11 protein-coding genes are annotated in these 13,410 nt (G+C 61.5%); 8 read left to right on the forward strand and 3 right to left on the reverse strand.

Annotated elements, in window-relative coordinates:
* Nucleotides 1–133 precede the first annotated feature (133 nt).
* From AC1DIH_RS04685 to AC1DIH_RS04705, 5 genes are read left to right on the forward strand one after another with little or no spacing between them, the layout of a single operon-like run.
* Nucleotides 134–742: a thermostable hemolysin gene (locus AC1DIH_RS04685; protein ID WP_477770778.1), complete on the forward strand. Its 609-nt coding sequence runs from the start codon at nt 134–136 to the stop codon at nt 740–742.
* Nucleotides 739–2,271: an AMP-binding protein gene (locus AC1DIH_RS04690; RefSeq protein ID WP_477770779.1), complete on the forward strand. Its 1,533-nt coding sequence runs from the start codon at nt 739–741 to the stop codon at nt 2,269–2,271. The genes AC1DIH_RS04685 and AC1DIH_RS04690 overlap by 4 nt, the downstream gene beginning before the upstream one ends.
* Before the next feature lie 12 nt (nt 2,272–2,283).
* Nucleotides 2,284–3,153, forward strand: a complete 870-nt coding sequence (locus tag AC1DIH_RS04695; protein WP_477770780.1) for a TauD/TfdA family dioxygenase — start codon at nt 2,284–2,286, stop codon at nt 3,151–3,153.
* Nucleotides 3,153–4,286, forward strand: coding sequence for an aminotransferase class III-fold pyridoxal phosphate-dependent enzyme (locus tag AC1DIH_RS04700; protein WP_477770781.1), 1,134 nt, complete (start codon nt 3,153–3,155; stop codon nt 4,284–4,286). The genes AC1DIH_RS04695 and AC1DIH_RS04700 overlap by 1 nt, the downstream gene beginning before the upstream one ends.
* The gene (locus tag AC1DIH_RS04705; protein ID WP_477770782.1) at nt 4,276–5,601 is read left to right on the forward strand and encodes an aspartate aminotransferase family protein; all 1,326 of its coding nucleotides are present in this window, start codon (nt 4,276–4,278) and stop codon (nt 5,599–5,601) included. The genes AC1DIH_RS04700 and AC1DIH_RS04705 overlap by 11 nt, the downstream gene beginning before the upstream one ends.
* Nucleotides 5,602–5,781: 180 nt before the next feature.
* On the opposite strand, the gene AC1DIH_RS04710 is transcribed toward AC1DIH_RS04705, so the two are convergent.
* Nucleotides 5,782–6,369, reverse strand: a complete 588-nt coding sequence (locus tag AC1DIH_RS04710; protein WP_477770783.1) for a helix-turn-helix transcriptional regulator — start codon at nt 6,367–6,369, stop codon at nt 5,782–5,784.
* Between the two features lie 185 nt (nt 6,370–6,554).
* Here AC1DIH_RS04710 and AC1DIH_RS04715 point away from each other — a divergent pair, with 185 nt between their 5' ends.
* Nucleotides 6,555–7,973 (forward strand): MFS transporter, encoded by a 1,419-nt coding sequence (locus AC1DIH_RS04715; protein WP_477770784.1) that lies wholly within the window; start codon nt 6,555–6,557, stop codon nt 7,971–7,973.
* A 159-nt stretch (nt 7,974–8,132) separates the two neighbouring features.
* Here the strand turns inward: AC1DIH_RS04715 and AC1DIH_RS04720 are convergent, their stop codons facing one another.
* Both AC1DIH_RS04720 and pdxR read right to left on the reverse strand, forming a co-directional pair.
* Nucleotides 8,133–8,609: a hypothetical protein gene (locus AC1DIH_RS04720; RefSeq protein WP_054598261.1), complete on the reverse strand. Its 477-nt coding sequence runs from the start codon at nt 8,607–8,609 to the stop codon at nt 8,133–8,135.
* A 231-nt stretch (nt 8,610–8,840) separates the two neighbouring features.
* On the reverse strand, nt 8,841–10,376 hold the full coding sequence (gene pdxR, locus AC1DIH_RS04725) for a MocR-like pyridoxine biosynthesis transcription factor PdxR (RefSeq protein ID WP_477770785.1): 1,536 nt from the start codon (nt 10,374–10,376) through the stop codon (nt 8,841–8,843).
* Nucleotides 10,377–10,468: 92 nt separating this feature from the next.
* On the opposite strand from pdxR, the gene AC1DIH_RS04730 reads away from it, so the two are divergent.
* A complete protein-coding gene (locus AC1DIH_RS04730; RefSeq protein ID WP_477770786.1) occupies nt 10,469–12,040 on the forward strand; it encodes an FAD/NAD(P)-binding protein in 1,572 nt (523 codons plus the stop codon).
* A gap of 3 nt (nt 12,041–12,043) precedes the next feature.
* Complete coding sequence (locus AC1DIH_RS04735; protein ID WP_477770787.1) at nt 12,044–13,261, forward strand: multidrug effflux MFS transporter; 1,218 nt, start codon at nt 12,044–12,046, stop codon at nt 13,259–13,261.
* Nucleotides 13,262–13,410 lie beyond the last annotated feature (149 nt).

Below are 13,410 nucleotides of genomic sequence, written 5' to 3' on the forward strand. Positions count from 1 at the left end.
ATAACTTGATTAAGCCACGCTATTACATAGGGCATGGATAAGCCTCCTGTTGCCGTAACAACAAGAGGCTTTAGTACCTTTGTACCAAAACAACCCGTCTATCGACTCACGCAGAAAAGAAAGGAAAACTTGCATGCGTACTCAAGTAGCCAAACGCAACACCCTACTCTGGAAGTCCGCCGTTGACTTTGTAAAACGGCGGTATATGAAAGCCTTTAATGCCTTCATCGAGCCATCTCCCGAGTACTTTTTAATCGTATTCGATAACAATGACTCCATTCAGTCGTGTGCCGGTTTCAGTTTCGCCAAGTCAGGCCCTCTATTGTCCGAATGTTATCTGGACTCACCGTCCGAGGAGACGCTGTCGAGAATCACCAACACCCGGATCGAACGCGACTGCATCGTCGAAATCGGTAATACCGCGTCGATCAATTCGGCTGCCGGCCAGACCCTGTTCAACATGCTCTCAATGGTGACCTGGTGCATGGGCGCACGCTACGTGCTGTGCACCTGCACACCCCAATTGATCAAATCGATGGGTTACTGCAACGTCAAGGTCCACAAGATCTGCGATGCCGACCCGCAACGCATGACCCCCCAAGCGGAAGTCGAATGGGGCTCCTACTACGAGCAGACGCCCATCACCGGCTACATCAAGCTGGGTGAGATGAAGCATCACTATCACGAGACCGTCCTCAAGACCGTTTTCCGTCTCGACGTGCAGAGCGAGCAAGCAGCATGACGCATTTCGTCGAAGACTTGCTGGCCCAGGCCCAACGCACACCGGATGCCGTCTGCGTCGTCGATATTCCTGCGGCGGACGGCACGGGCGGGCGCCGCCTGACCTACACCCAGGTGCTGGAGCATGCCCGGCAGCTTGGGCAACACATGAACTGTCAGTTCACCGACGAAAAGCGCACCATCGGCATCGTCATGCGCAACAGCAGCGACTGGGTCATCGCCGACTTCGCCTGCCTGCTCTTCGGCTTCACCTCCTTGCCGCTGCCGTTGGGCTTCAGCAAGTACCAGGCCGAACACCTGGCCTTCGAATGCTCGGGCTTCCTGGTCGATGACAAAGGCCGGGAGACGCTGGAAAAACGCTGGGAAATCGACCTGAACGCCAGCCGCCTGATCCATGTGCCCAGCGCACTCGAGACCCCGGCTCCGGTGCCGACGGGCCCAAGCTTCATCGACAGCGCCGATGCCGAATGGACCTGCAAAGTCATCCACACCTCCGGCACCACCAGCAAGCCCAAAGGCGTGAAGCAAAGTCTCGGCGGACTGAGCGCCGTGCTGCAATCGCTGCTCGGCGTAGTCCCGGCCACCTATCAAAAACGCTACCTGTCAGTGGTGCCGCTGAGCCTGTTGATCGAGCAGATCACGGCGGTCTACCTGCCGCTGCTGTCCGGCGGCACGGTGTACTTCCTCGACGAGCAAACGCCGCTGATCGGCGAGGCGGGCTACAACACCTCGGCGATTCTGGCGCAACTGCTCAGAACCCGGGCAAGCGCGGTGACCGTACCGCCGATCATGCTCGACGTGCTCCTTGAAGTGGCCGAGCAGAACACTGACACGGAGCTGCTGTCGTTGCTGCGCAACGAGTTGTACATCACCGCCGGTGGCGCTCCGATCAGCAGCGAAAAACTGCAGCGTCTGAGCGCGCAGGGTATTCAGGTTCATCAAGGTTACGGATTGAGCGAAAACGGTTCGGTGGTGAGCGTCAACACCCCGGCCAACAGCAAGCTGGGCAGCGTTGGCAAACCCCTGCCGCACGTCCAGGTCCGGGTGACGGATCAGCAACGGGTAGAAATCAAAAGCAGCTCGATGTTCCAGGGCTACTCGTGGGTCGATCCGAGCGCCTGCTCCTTCACCGAGGATGGCTGGCTGCGCACCGGTGATATCGGCGAGTTCGATGACGAGGGTTTCCTGTTCATCACCGGACGCGAGAAAAACATCATCTGCCTGCCCAACGGCCGCAACGTTTCTCCGGAACAAATCGAGCTGGAGTTCAAAGAGCAAACCGGCGTGAACGATGCGCTGATGTTCATGACCACGGACGGTCAACTGGCGATCGTGCTCAGCGTCGGACCGCAATTCGATCACCAGCACACCCGGGACTGGGCGCAACAGCGCTTCTCGGAAGTCGAACTGCCGCAGGCCATCTGGCCACTGGCGCCGGACGCCCCGCAGCTGCAAAGCCTCTATGCCCTCAATGGCCCGGCCCGTAGAGCGCACGCCACCGACCTGCATCGTCAGACATGTACTCACTAAAGGACTAGCGACATGACTCAATCCATTTATCAGGCAAGTGTCATCACCGATCGCGCGTATGCCTTGAACGCCGACACTGCGGCGGTTTTCGAAGAGCTTTCGAACGCCGGTGTGATTATCTTCCGCAACTGCATCAAGTCGCTGGACGAGTTCGGTGCCTTCGTGAAAAAACACAGCTCGCGCCTGAGCCTGGACCCAGGCCGGGTGATCGCCAAAGGCGTCGCACAACTGGTGGACGCCGGCACCGATGCGGTAGGCCTGCACTGCGAAAACGGCAACGCGCCGATCTGGCCGGACCTGACGTGGTTCTTCTGCGAGATCGCCCCTACCAAGGGTTCGCAAACCACTTTGTGCGATGGGGTGAAGGTCTACCAGGAACTCAGCGAAGAAGCCCGTCAGCGCTTCGAGAGCAGTCGCATCCGCTACCGCCGCACGGTGACGGGCGAAAAGTGGCGCAAGATCGTCAGCTACTACAAACCGGAGATCCAGCAGCTGGAAGACGCCAGTTTCGAACACCTGAACGAGATCATCGGCCAGGACCCCAACACCCGGATGGAGTACAATCCGGACACCGATTGCGTGGCCTATGCCTACAGTGTCCCGGCGTGCCAGACCTCCAGTTTCTGTGAGCACCCGGCCTTCGCCAACAGCATTCTCGGGCCGTCCTTCAACTACGAAAAACCGGTGATCGACTTCGAGAACGGCGAAGAGATCCCCGCCGATCTGCTGGCGGAAATCACCGAGGTCACCGAACGCAACACGCACACCGTAGGCTGGCAGGACCTGGACCTGGTGATGATCGACAACCGCCGGGTGATGCACGGCCGGCAAGCGATCATCGACGACCAGCGTCGCATCTTCAATGCACTGAGCTATCGATAATGGCCGCCGTGACGATTCACCCAGGGCAGACCTGGGCCGTCGAAGGCCAGTACGAAAGTTTCATCGACAACCGCGGCCATCAACTGATTGACCTCAGTGGCGGGTTCGGCCTGCAAGTACCTGAGGTGGTGCAGGCCGTGAGTCGGCAGGTCGATAAAATCGGCCTGTCCAACCGTGTCCTGCTGTCCGCGCCGTTGATCGAGTTGTGCAAGCAACTCAGCGAGTTCATGCCCGAAGGATTGGAGAACTCGTATGTCTGCAACTCTGGCGACGAGGCGTTTGAAGGTGCGCTGAAACTCGCGCGTTCGCTCAACCCCCATCGGCGCACGGTGATCGCAGTGGGGGGCGTGGCGTACGGTTCGCTGTCTTACGGGCGCTACCTGAGCGCCCCAGGGCTTTATCCGGAGTCCGGGGAGTTTCTGGGGATCAAGGTGGTGCACGTCGACTCGGTGCACGACCTGCCGGACATGGCGATCTGGCAGGACTGTTTTGCCCTGTGCTACGGCCCGTTGCGCACGGCCGCCAACGGGCTGCTGGAAGCGGTCGACCCGATGCTGATCGCCAGCCTGGAACGGATCGCCAACAGCCAGCGAATTGTGACCCTGTTCAATGACGTCGACACCTGCCTGGGCAGCGTCGGGCATCTGCTGTCGCAGAACCTGTCCGGTGCGCGCCCGGACATCGTCGTCCTGGGCAAAAGCCTGGGCGGCGGCTGCATCCCCATCGGTACCTACACCTGCAGTCATGCGCTGGCCTACAAGGCCTACGGCAAAGCCTCGCCGGCCAAACACGGGAGCACCACCGCCGGAAACCCGCCATCGTGCATCGCGGCCCGGACCGCCCTGCGCTATGCGCAAGAACAGCGGCTGGACCAGCGCAGTCTCGACAACGGCAAGGCGCTGGCCAACGAACTGGCCGACCTCAACGCAAAGGCCATCGGTGGCATCGTCAAGGTTCCGCTGGCCAGCACCGAGCAAGCCGTCGAGGCGCAACGGGCGCTGTACGCCGCCGGTGTGCACATTCGCCGGCCAAGCGGGCGCGAACTGCTCTTGCGTTGCCCATTGGTCGCGCGCACGGAGCGCGTGGTCGACGCCGCACACCTGATAAAAAGGACCTTGCAATATGCTGCTTAACCGCCTGGTGGATGACTGCTACAAACACTGGACGCCCTCGGCGGCCAAGCTTTATCGCATTGCCAATACCGGCATCGAACGCTCTGCCGAAGGGGCGATCGTCACCGACCATCGCGGCACGCACTTCATCGATTGTGCGTGCAGCTATGGAATATTCCTGGTCGGTCACCAGAACCCTCAGGTCAAGTACGCCAGCCAGCGTCAACTGAACCGGATGGCCTGGCAGCCCGAGGGGCTGACCCACAATTCGCAGCACCAGTTGAGCGAGACCCTCAAGCGTCTGGCGCCGGGCGAGTGGGGCGATGTGCGCTACACCATGACCGGTGCCGAAGCCATCGAGCAAACCTTGCGCTATGCGCTCAAACGGCAGTTGCCGCGCAAACGGATCGTGGTCATGCGCAATGCCTACCATGGCAAGACCCTGACCACCATGGCGATCCTCGGCCAGCAGTACCAGAGCAACCAGCATGGCCTGAACCGCGTGATGGTCGACTTCATTCCCTACGGCGACTTCGCCGCCCTGGAACACGCCATCACCGACCAGGTGGCGGCGGTCTACATCGAGCCGATCCTCGGCGGCGCCCACCTGACGTTGCCCGAAGCCGGCTACAACGCGCGGATCCGCGAGTTGTGCAGCGCCCACGGTTGCCTGATGATCGCCGATGAAATCCAGACGGCATTCGGTCGCTGCGGTAAATGGTTCGCCGTCGATTACGACAACGTGGTGCCTGACATCATGGTGCTGTCCAAGGGCTTGACCGGCGGCTACGCAGCCATCGCGGCGGTGATGTACAGCCGCGCCTTGATCGACCGGCAGCCACTCGACCCTCTTGAAGATCAGGTCTGCGGCCAGGGCGGTTTGCCCTATGCCTGCGAAACGGCCCTGGCCGCGATTCGTGCGATTGAAGAAGGCCAACTGATCGAAAAATCCCAGGCCGCCAGCACACAGTTGTGCCAGGGATTGCAGCTACTGGCCGAAGCCTACCCGCAGATCATCAGCGATGCTCCAGCGATTGGCCTGATGACCGGTTTACGCCTCAAGGGCGCGGTCTGGGAAAACCTGATCAGCATGGAACTGAGCAAACGCGGGGTTCACTCAGGGCACTCGTTGAACGAAAAAGCCTCGGCGCCGGTGTTGCGTTTCTATCCACCGCTGACCATCAGCACCGCGCAAATCAGCCAGGTCCTCAAGGCCCTGGAAGAATCCCTCGAGGCCGTTGCCAACAAGCCGCGCTGGATGCTCAAACTGATGACGCCGATCATCCGCAATCTCTACCGCATCCCCTACGCCATGACCCCACGGAGCGCAGACTAACAATTCGCGTGGACGATCTTTCCCTGCTAGTTCGGCAAGCGCCTGGAGACCGCCCTGCCAAAATGGCAGGCAGTGATTCCCGCTCAGTAACCCTCCCCCACTGACATCGTTGCCGGGGCCTTCCCCGGCAGCGCGATCAGCTGGCCCTGGTGTGCCGCAAATGAGTATCTCGAGGGCACTTCAGACCGGAGTAATGCGGTAAGCACAACGGCGGGCATTCATCAGAATGTGCTCCACGCGTTCAACCCTGGCTTGCAGAACCTGCTCGAACACATCCAGTTCGGCACGGCAGAAACCCTGACACGCGGTCGCCGCCGCGCAGATCGGGCAATGGTTTTCGATCAGCACAAAGGCCCCGTCCGGTTGCTCACTCCACTCGGCCATGTAGCCCTCGCTGGCACGCAGGGCCGCAAGGCGCTTGACCCGTTCCTGAAGGGTCTCGGCACTGGCCAGTTCTTGCAGGTACAAGGTGCGACTCTGCTGCTCGCGAACGTCGATCAGACGATCGATGGCCTCGGGCCCGAAGGTCTCGCGCACGGTCTGCAAGAGCTGCACGGTCAGCTCCGAATGAGTATCGGGAAACCGCGCATGACCGGCCGCCGTCAGGTGCCAGACCTGCGACGGGCGCCCCACGCCTCGGGCCTCTGACCGGGCCTCCACCAAGCCGCTGGCAGTCAGCTTGACGAACTGCTGGCGCGCCGCCTCCCCCGTGGTGCCCAGCGCGCGCCCGGCATCGGCCGCCAGTTGCGGGCCGCGAGTCTTGAGCATGTGAAGCAGTCGGTCGGCAGGCGACAGCGATGCTTCACCCTGGTTTTCCAAGTATTTTTTTGACAAACAGCGGACCCCGCAGCTTAAATATTTAAAGAATTTACTTGGTAAATCTAACCCAAGCCTTGAAAACAGGCAATTAACTCTCGCTATCCGCCGGGTCGCGAGCCTCAGCAGGAGGTTGTATGTCTACGGAAGAAAGCAGCTGGAGCGATTTACTCTCCGGAAAAAACGCCGCGCGATCCATCGCACTGTCAGGAGGCGTTACGCTGCACGCGATCAATATCTACATCGCTACGACTATCCTGCCCTCCGTGGTCAAGGAAATCGGCGGGCTCGACCTGTACGCCTGGAACACCACACTGTTCGTCGTCGCATCGATCCTCGGCTCCGCGCTCACGGCCAAAATCCTGCAACGTACAGGGCCACGCGTTTCCTATGCGATAGCCTCGTTATTGTTCCTCGCCGGCAGCCTCATCTGTGCCCTGGCACCGAGCATGCCGGTGATGCTGGTCGGTCGCGCGGTTCAAGGCCTGGGCGGCGGCTTGATGTTCGCCCTGTGCTACTCGATGATTCAACTGGTGTTCGAAGAACGCCTTTGGCCTCGGGCCATGGCCCTGGTCTCGGGCATGTGGGGGATCGCCACCCTGATCGGCCCGGCCATCGGCGGCATTTTTGCGGAAATGGATGCCTGGCGTTTAGCCTTTGGCACCCTGGTCCCGGTGACATTGGCGTACATCCTGCTCACCAGCAGCGTATTGCCCAAACGTGACATGAATCAACCGCCCGTGGGCCGCTTGCCCTTGTTGCAACTGTTCCTGCTGGCTGCGGCGGTGCTCTCGGTATGCATCGGCAGCGCTTCGTCGCTTCCGACCTGGAATCTGCTCGGCATCGGTCTCTGCCTGCTGCTGGTGTTTTTCCTGATTCGTCATGAATCCAGCACCCTGACCCGCCTGCTGCCCAAGGATGCCTTGCGGCTCAACACCCCACTCTTTGCGCTGTACGCGACCATGGGGCTGTTGGTGGTCGGCATGACCAGCGAAATCTTCGTGCCGTACTTCCTGCAAACCCTGCACGGGCAGACACCGCTGATTTCCGGCTACCTGGCGGCCCTCATGGCGGCTGGCTGGACGTTGTCTGAAGTGATGAGCTCCGGCTGGCGCGAGCGTGGCGTACGTCGCGCAATCATCAGCGGCCCGGTGTTCGTGCTGGTCGGGCTGATCATCCTGGCCGTCGCCATACCGTTCGACAGTGGTGGAGACTGGGCGCTGCTCACTCTGATCTGCATTGCCCTGACCCTGGTGGGATTCGGCATCGGCATCGGTTGGCCACACCTGCTGACCCGGGTCCTGCAAGTGGCCTCGGCCGAAGACCAGGACTCGGCGGCATCCTCCATCACCACCGTACAACTGTTCGCCACCGCACTCGGCGCGGCACTGGCCGGCATGATCGCCAACATGGCGGGACTCAATGACCCGAACAATGTCGAAGGCACCGCAAACGCTGCGCGCTGGCTGTTTGCGCTGTTTACCATTGCGCCGATTCTGGCGCTGGTGACTGCCGTTCGTTCGGCGCGGATTCGGCCGGGCCTTGCGATGGCCTAAGCCGTTCCAACGACAATAAAAAACCCCGGCATTGGCCGGGGTTCTCTTTTTGTATTCAGAAAGCAAAAAGCCCCCGTAACTTTTCAGCTACGGGGGCTTTTTCCATGTCTGGCGCGGAGCTAGGGATCCGCCCCCAAAATAACGGGGGCAAACGCTTTCTTACTGGGCCAGCGACACCTGGCCAGCGCCAAGCTTCAGCCCAGCCAGGCGCTTGAGCAGTTCATTGATGTTCTCCCGCGCCGAGCCTTCGTTCGCCAGTCGCAGGCGTTTCACACCGAAGAAGGAATCACCGACACCGGCGGTGAAGGGAGCCTTGACCTTGTCGGTCCAGATCACCCGGCCCGTGGCGTTCTCTACCAGGCTGTATTCAACCATCGAAGTAACGGTGAAGTTCAGACCGATCAGCGGCTGGTCGAGACTGACCAGATTGGCGCGCAGGGCGTAGTTTGCCTTGCTGTTCTTACCCAATAGGCCAGCGTTGCTCAACGATTGCTCGAGTGCCGAACGGAAGTCCGCGCTTTCAATCTGCGAAGTCCACAACGGGTTGGTCGTGCTGCCGCCACCGACACTGTCGACTTTCATGTTGTCGCGAAGCGCAACGTCATAGGTTTGTGCTTGCGCGGGATTGACCTGCATATTCTCAATCTTGGCAGATGAAGCACAGCCAGTGAGAACGAGGGCAAACAGGGAGATAGAAAGCAAACGGAGCATGGTCGATCCTTGATGGCCAAATGAGGGAGTAACGGTAAACGTCGCATCAGGGTCTGCGAATGAAGACCGGAGTGTCGGCGGCTATCCCTGAAAACGCGAGTGAGCATAATGGAGCCCAGGCGATGGCTCAAGGCCATCATTACAAAAAAATGGACCCTAAGTCGCCTTCAGCGCGCGGCTTATGGTCCTCTCACCGCCTGAGCCTGATGCGAGAAATGCCGCCTGCCCGGCCAGCAGCTGCCCGAGCTTGCGGCCACTGAAGCGGATCTGCGACAGGCTCAGGGCCGTGAACCCGATCATCACCGCCGCCGGCCGTCGCACCTCCTGACAGAACTCGCTGACCGGTTGCAAGGCCAGTCCGATGGCGCTGGCACGGCGACAGAAGTCGGATTCGTCACTGCCCGCAGGCAACTCCAGGACAAAGTGCAGACCGGCATGTTGCCCGGAAACCGAATAACTTCCCGGCGCCTGTTCCGCCAGACAGGCCAGCAGCGCGTCACGGCGTTCCTGATAGGCCTGGCGCGCCGAACGCAGGTAACGCACGAATGCCCCGCTCTTCATGTATTCCGCAAGTGCGGCCTGCTCGGTGACCCCAACGGAGCGGCCCGTAGTCTGCAGGGTCGCCAGCAGGCGATTGCGCAACGCCCCGGGAACCAGCATGAAACCGACGCGCAGCCCGGCGAACAGGGTCTTGTTGAAGCTGCCGCAGTAGATCACTCGATCATTGCGATCCAGGGCCTTGAGGGCCGCCAGTGGCGCACTGTTGTAATTGAATTCGCTGTCGTAGTCGTCCTCCACCACCCAGGCATCGGTTCGACTGGCCCAGTCCAGCAGGGCCAGGCGCCGCGACACCGAAAGGGTCACCCCCAGCGGCGACTGGTGCGCGGGCGTGACATAGAGCAGCCGGGCATCGCCGTGCTGGCGCAGCGCCCCATCGTCGATACCGTCTTCGAGGACCGGGATATACACCAGCCGTGCTCCGGCCATGGAGAAGATCCTTTTCGCCGACAGGTAACCCGGATCTTCGACACACACCTTGTCACCCTGCGTCACCACGCTGCGGGCCACCAGGTCCAGGGAGTGGCGAATGCCCGTGGTCACGATCAGGTCGTCCGGCTTGCAGCGGATGCCACGGTACTTGGCCAGGTAATCGGCAATCTGTTCGCGCAGGGTCAGCATGCCGCCGGGGTCTGGCGAACAGAGCAACTGCGCCGAGGCTTCGGCCATGGCCTTGGCCACGGCCCGCGACCACACGCGAATGGGGAACAGCGCCGGGTCCGCCAGGCGCGCCACGAAGGGCAGCCCTACCCTGACCGCGGTTTCCAGCGCCGGCGGCGGTGCTGCTGGCGTCTGCTGCTCCCGTGCCTGGAGGGCCGCCCGGGCTTGCGGCGCCCGAATAAAAAGATCGGGCACCACCGCACTGACACGAGTCCCCGAACCCGACACCCGGGTCACGTAACCTTCGCTGCGCAAGCGGTCGAAGACCATTTCCACCGTTCCCCGGGACAGCGACCAGCGCTGCGCCAGGGTTCGCGTAGAAGGCAACTGGCTACCGGCGGGCAGGAGCTTTTCCAGAATCGCGCCGCGCAACGCCTCATAGGCGCTTTCCTGTTTGGTCAACACCCGGCTGCCATCGCTCAGGCTGCCGGGCTGGGGCAGATCAAGGGGAACGGAAACCTTTCCTCGGCTCATAGTGGTCCAGTCGAAATACTAATTAACGGCTCTCAGAATTAAACCACAAAGCGCCTAACGTCGCGGCCCTGTAATGGATACCCGAGAGCGACATGGCTTCTACAACACAACACCCCGAATTCACCCTCGCGATCATTGGCGGCGGTGGCGCCTGCGTAGCGTTCCTGCATCATTTCGTCGCCTCGATCAGCGCCGAACAGGCCCGGGGGATGCGCATACAGGTCTTCGAACCACGCAACAGCATCGGCCCGGGCCTGGCTTACCACCCGGACGTCGACTCGCTGCTGCTCAACCGCGTGGCGGAAACCATGTCAGTGTGCGCCCGGGATTTTTCCACCTTCAGCGCCTGGTTGCGCTGGAAGGCGCACCACGCTGAAGAACTCAAGGCCGTTTCCAATACCGACCTGGCGGAAGCCTTCGTGCCGCGCGCAATATTCGGGCGTTTTCTCAGCGATTTCTTCGCCGAGACCTGCGCCATTGCCCGTCGCAAGCACCTGCAGATCGAGGTGGTGCAAGCCCGGGTCACGGCGATCGACAAGGACAGCCGCTACCGCCTGAGCACCGCGGGCTCAACCCATTTCGCCGACCGTGTGGTGCTCGCCGTGGGCAATACCGGTCCACGGGATCATTATGGACTGGACGATCATTACCGCTTTATCCGCAGCCCCTACCCCATCAGCGAGCAGATCGCCCCGACCCTGATCGGCCAGCGTATCTGCGTGATCGGCAGCGGCCTGACTGCGGTGGACGTGGTACTCAGTCTCCAGGCGCTGGAGTTCACCGGCCAGATCGACATGATTTCGCGCAGCGGTCGCCTGCCCTTCGTCCGAGGCTTGCCCGGACCGCGCCATCCGCTGCAGTTCCTCACCCACGCGGCCCTGGAGCAACTGACTCAAGGCGGTGCCCGACACCTGGCCCTGCGCAGTCTGTTGCGCCTGCTGCGGGCCGAGCTGCGGGCGATTCACTGCGACTGGCGAACGCTTTTCCGCTCCGACAGCGACCCGTTGCAACACCTGCACGACGAAGTCGCAGCCGCGACCCAACGCAGGGACTGGCAGTTGGTCCTCGCCGCCACCAATGAAGTGATCGAGTACGCCTGGAACGCCCTGGACAGCGCCGACCAACAGACCATCACCGAGCATTTCGCCAAGGACTGGCTGGCCCGTCGTGCGCCCATGCCGCTGGCCAACGCCCTGAAACTCAAGGCCCTGATCGAAACCGGCAGACTGCGCCTGCTGGCAGGCGATGTACGTTTCGAGGGGCAGCAGGAAGACCTGATCAAGGCCTGTTACGCGGCGACCGCCGAAACCTGCGAATACGACTACGTGGTGAACGCCACCGGCGCGGCCAAGTGGGTGGAATGCGAGAAGGACTCCGGCGTGCTCTGGCAACTGCAGCAGGACGGCCATGCACTGCGCGACGAACGAGGTGGCCTGCAAGTGGAGTTTGCCAGTGGTGCACTGCTCGACAGGCACCAACAGCCCGATCCGCACCTGCGCCTGCTGGGCCATATGACCAGCGGCACCTACTTCTTCGTCTCCTCGCTGGAAATGATCGCCAAGCGTGCCCAGCACATGGCCGAAGACCTGATCCGTGGCCTGCCCTCGCACCTCTCGGCGCCCGCCGCTCCCCACGCCTCGCCATTGCTCGCCCCTACGGAGTAACCCATGCCTGTAAAATCTAACCTGGCACCCTGGATCTGGTCCGCGCTGTTGCTGGTGGTCGTCTGCCTGCCACGCGTCACCATCGACATCTACCTGCCCTCGTTGCCGGCGATGGCCGACGCCCTGCATGCCAGCGATGCTCAACTGCAACTGACGCTCACCCTGTACATGGTCGGGTATGCCTTTTCGATGCTGATCGGCGGCCCGCTCTGCGATCGTTTTGGCCGGCGGCCAGTGCTGATCGGCGGCACGGCGCTATATTTGGTGGCGACCCTGGTGTGCGTACTCGCCCGCAATGTCGAGGTGCTGATCGTCGCCCGGATGCTCCAGGCCCTCGGTGGCTGCTGCGGCACGGTGATCGGCAGGGTCATGGTCCGCGACCGTTTCGACCGCCATGAACAGACCCGCCTGCTCAGCCGGATCTCCATGGGCATGGCCATTTCGCCGATGGTGGCCCCGATTATCGGCAGCCTTATCGAAACCGCCTTCGGCTGGCGTGGGGTGTTTGTGGTCTTGAGCGTGATTGCCACGCTGGCGCTGATCCTGATCAGCCTGCTGCTGCCGGAAACCCGTCCGTCCGCCCAGCCCGATACACGCCAGCAAGGCACCCTGCGCATTTACGCGCGGCTGCTGCGCGACCGCTATTTCCTGCGCTACTCCCTGGCCATAGGCTGCGTGTACTGCACCTATTTTCCGTTTATCGCCGAGTCCTCGACCCTGCTGCAACGCACCCTGCACCTGTCCTCGATGGAATATGCCCAAGTGTTCGCCGTCACCGTGGCCGGTTATGTGCTGGGCTCCAATCTGTTCCGCCGCCTGTCCGCCAGACACGATGCCGATGCCCTGATCGGCTACGCCATCGCCCTGAACCTGGTGGGCTCGTCGCTACTGATCATGGCGACCCGGCTCTGGCCCGAGGCGCTGCTGTCGATCGTCTGCCCGATGTTGCTGATCATGCTCTCGGTGGGTATCGCCATCCCGGCCTGCCAACTGGCGGTACTGCAACCCTTCTCGGCCATAGCCGGCACCGCGTCCGGGCTGTTTTTCTTTATCCAGATGGCCATGACCGCGGTGTGCGGCTTCGTCACCGGCAAACTCTCGGATGGCAGCGTCTACCCGATGATGATCATGACCTCGATCTACAGCATCAGCTTCTGCCTGGTCTGGCTTCTGTTCAAAACAGAGACTGCCCCCCTGGAAGAGGCGCTGGGGGAACGCTGAAGCGGCGTACCAGGAACGGTTTTTTGCGGCACGTCGCAGCCTGAATCGGCGCCGGGCGTGAGGCAAACAAAACGCCAGAAACGAAAAAGCCCCCGTAACTTTTCAGCTACGGGGGCTTTTTCTATGAAATGGCGCAGAGATAGGGCCTG

The sequence above is a fragment of the Pseudomonas sp. 05N36 genome, assembly GCF_056397385.1.

Excerpts from the sequence above, each read along its gene's own strand:
- pdxR (WP_477770785.1), bottom strand. The coding sequence starts at position 10,376 with ATGAGCCGAGGAAAGGTTTCCGTTCCCCTTGATCTGCCCCAGCCCGGC.
- AC1DIH_RS04690 (WP_477770779.1), top strand. The coding sequence starts at position 739 with ATGACGCATTTCGTCGAAGACTTGCTGGCCCAGGCCCAACGCACACCG.
- AC1DIH_RS04705 (WP_477770782.1), top strand. The coding sequence starts at position 4,276 with ATGCTGCTTAACCGCCTGGTGGATGACTGCTACAAACACTGGACGCCC.
- AC1DIH_RS04735 (WP_477770787.1), top strand. The coding sequence starts at position 12,044 with ATGCCTGTAAAATCTAACCTGGCACCCTGGATCTGGTCCGCGCTGTTG.
- AC1DIH_RS04710 (WP_477770783.1), bottom strand. The coding sequence starts at position 6,369 with ATGCTCAAGACTCGCGGCCCGCAACTGGCGGCCGATGCCGGGCGCGCG.
- AC1DIH_RS04685 (WP_477770778.1), top strand. The coding sequence starts at position 134 with ATGCGTACTCAAGTAGCCAAACGCAACACCCTACTCTGGAAGTCCGCC.
- AC1DIH_RS04695 (WP_477770780.1), top strand. The coding sequence starts at position 2,284 with ATGACTCAATCCATTTATCAGGCAAGTGTCATCACCGATCGCGCGTAT.
- AC1DIH_RS04700 (WP_477770781.1), top strand. The coding sequence starts at position 3,153 with ATGGCCGCCGTGACGATTCACCCAGGGCAGACCTGGGCCGTCGAAGGC.
- AC1DIH_RS04730 (WP_477770786.1), top strand. The coding sequence starts at position 10,469 with ATGGCTTCTACAACACAACACCCCGAATTCACCCTCGCGATCATTGGC.
- AC1DIH_RS04720 (WP_054598261.1), bottom strand. The coding sequence starts at position 8,609 with ATGCAGGTCAATCCCGCGCAAGCACAAACCTATGACGTTGCGCTTCGC.
- AC1DIH_RS04715 (WP_477770784.1), top strand. The coding sequence starts at position 6,555 with ATGTCTACGGAAGAAAGCAGCTGGAGCGATTTACTCTCCGGAAAAAAC.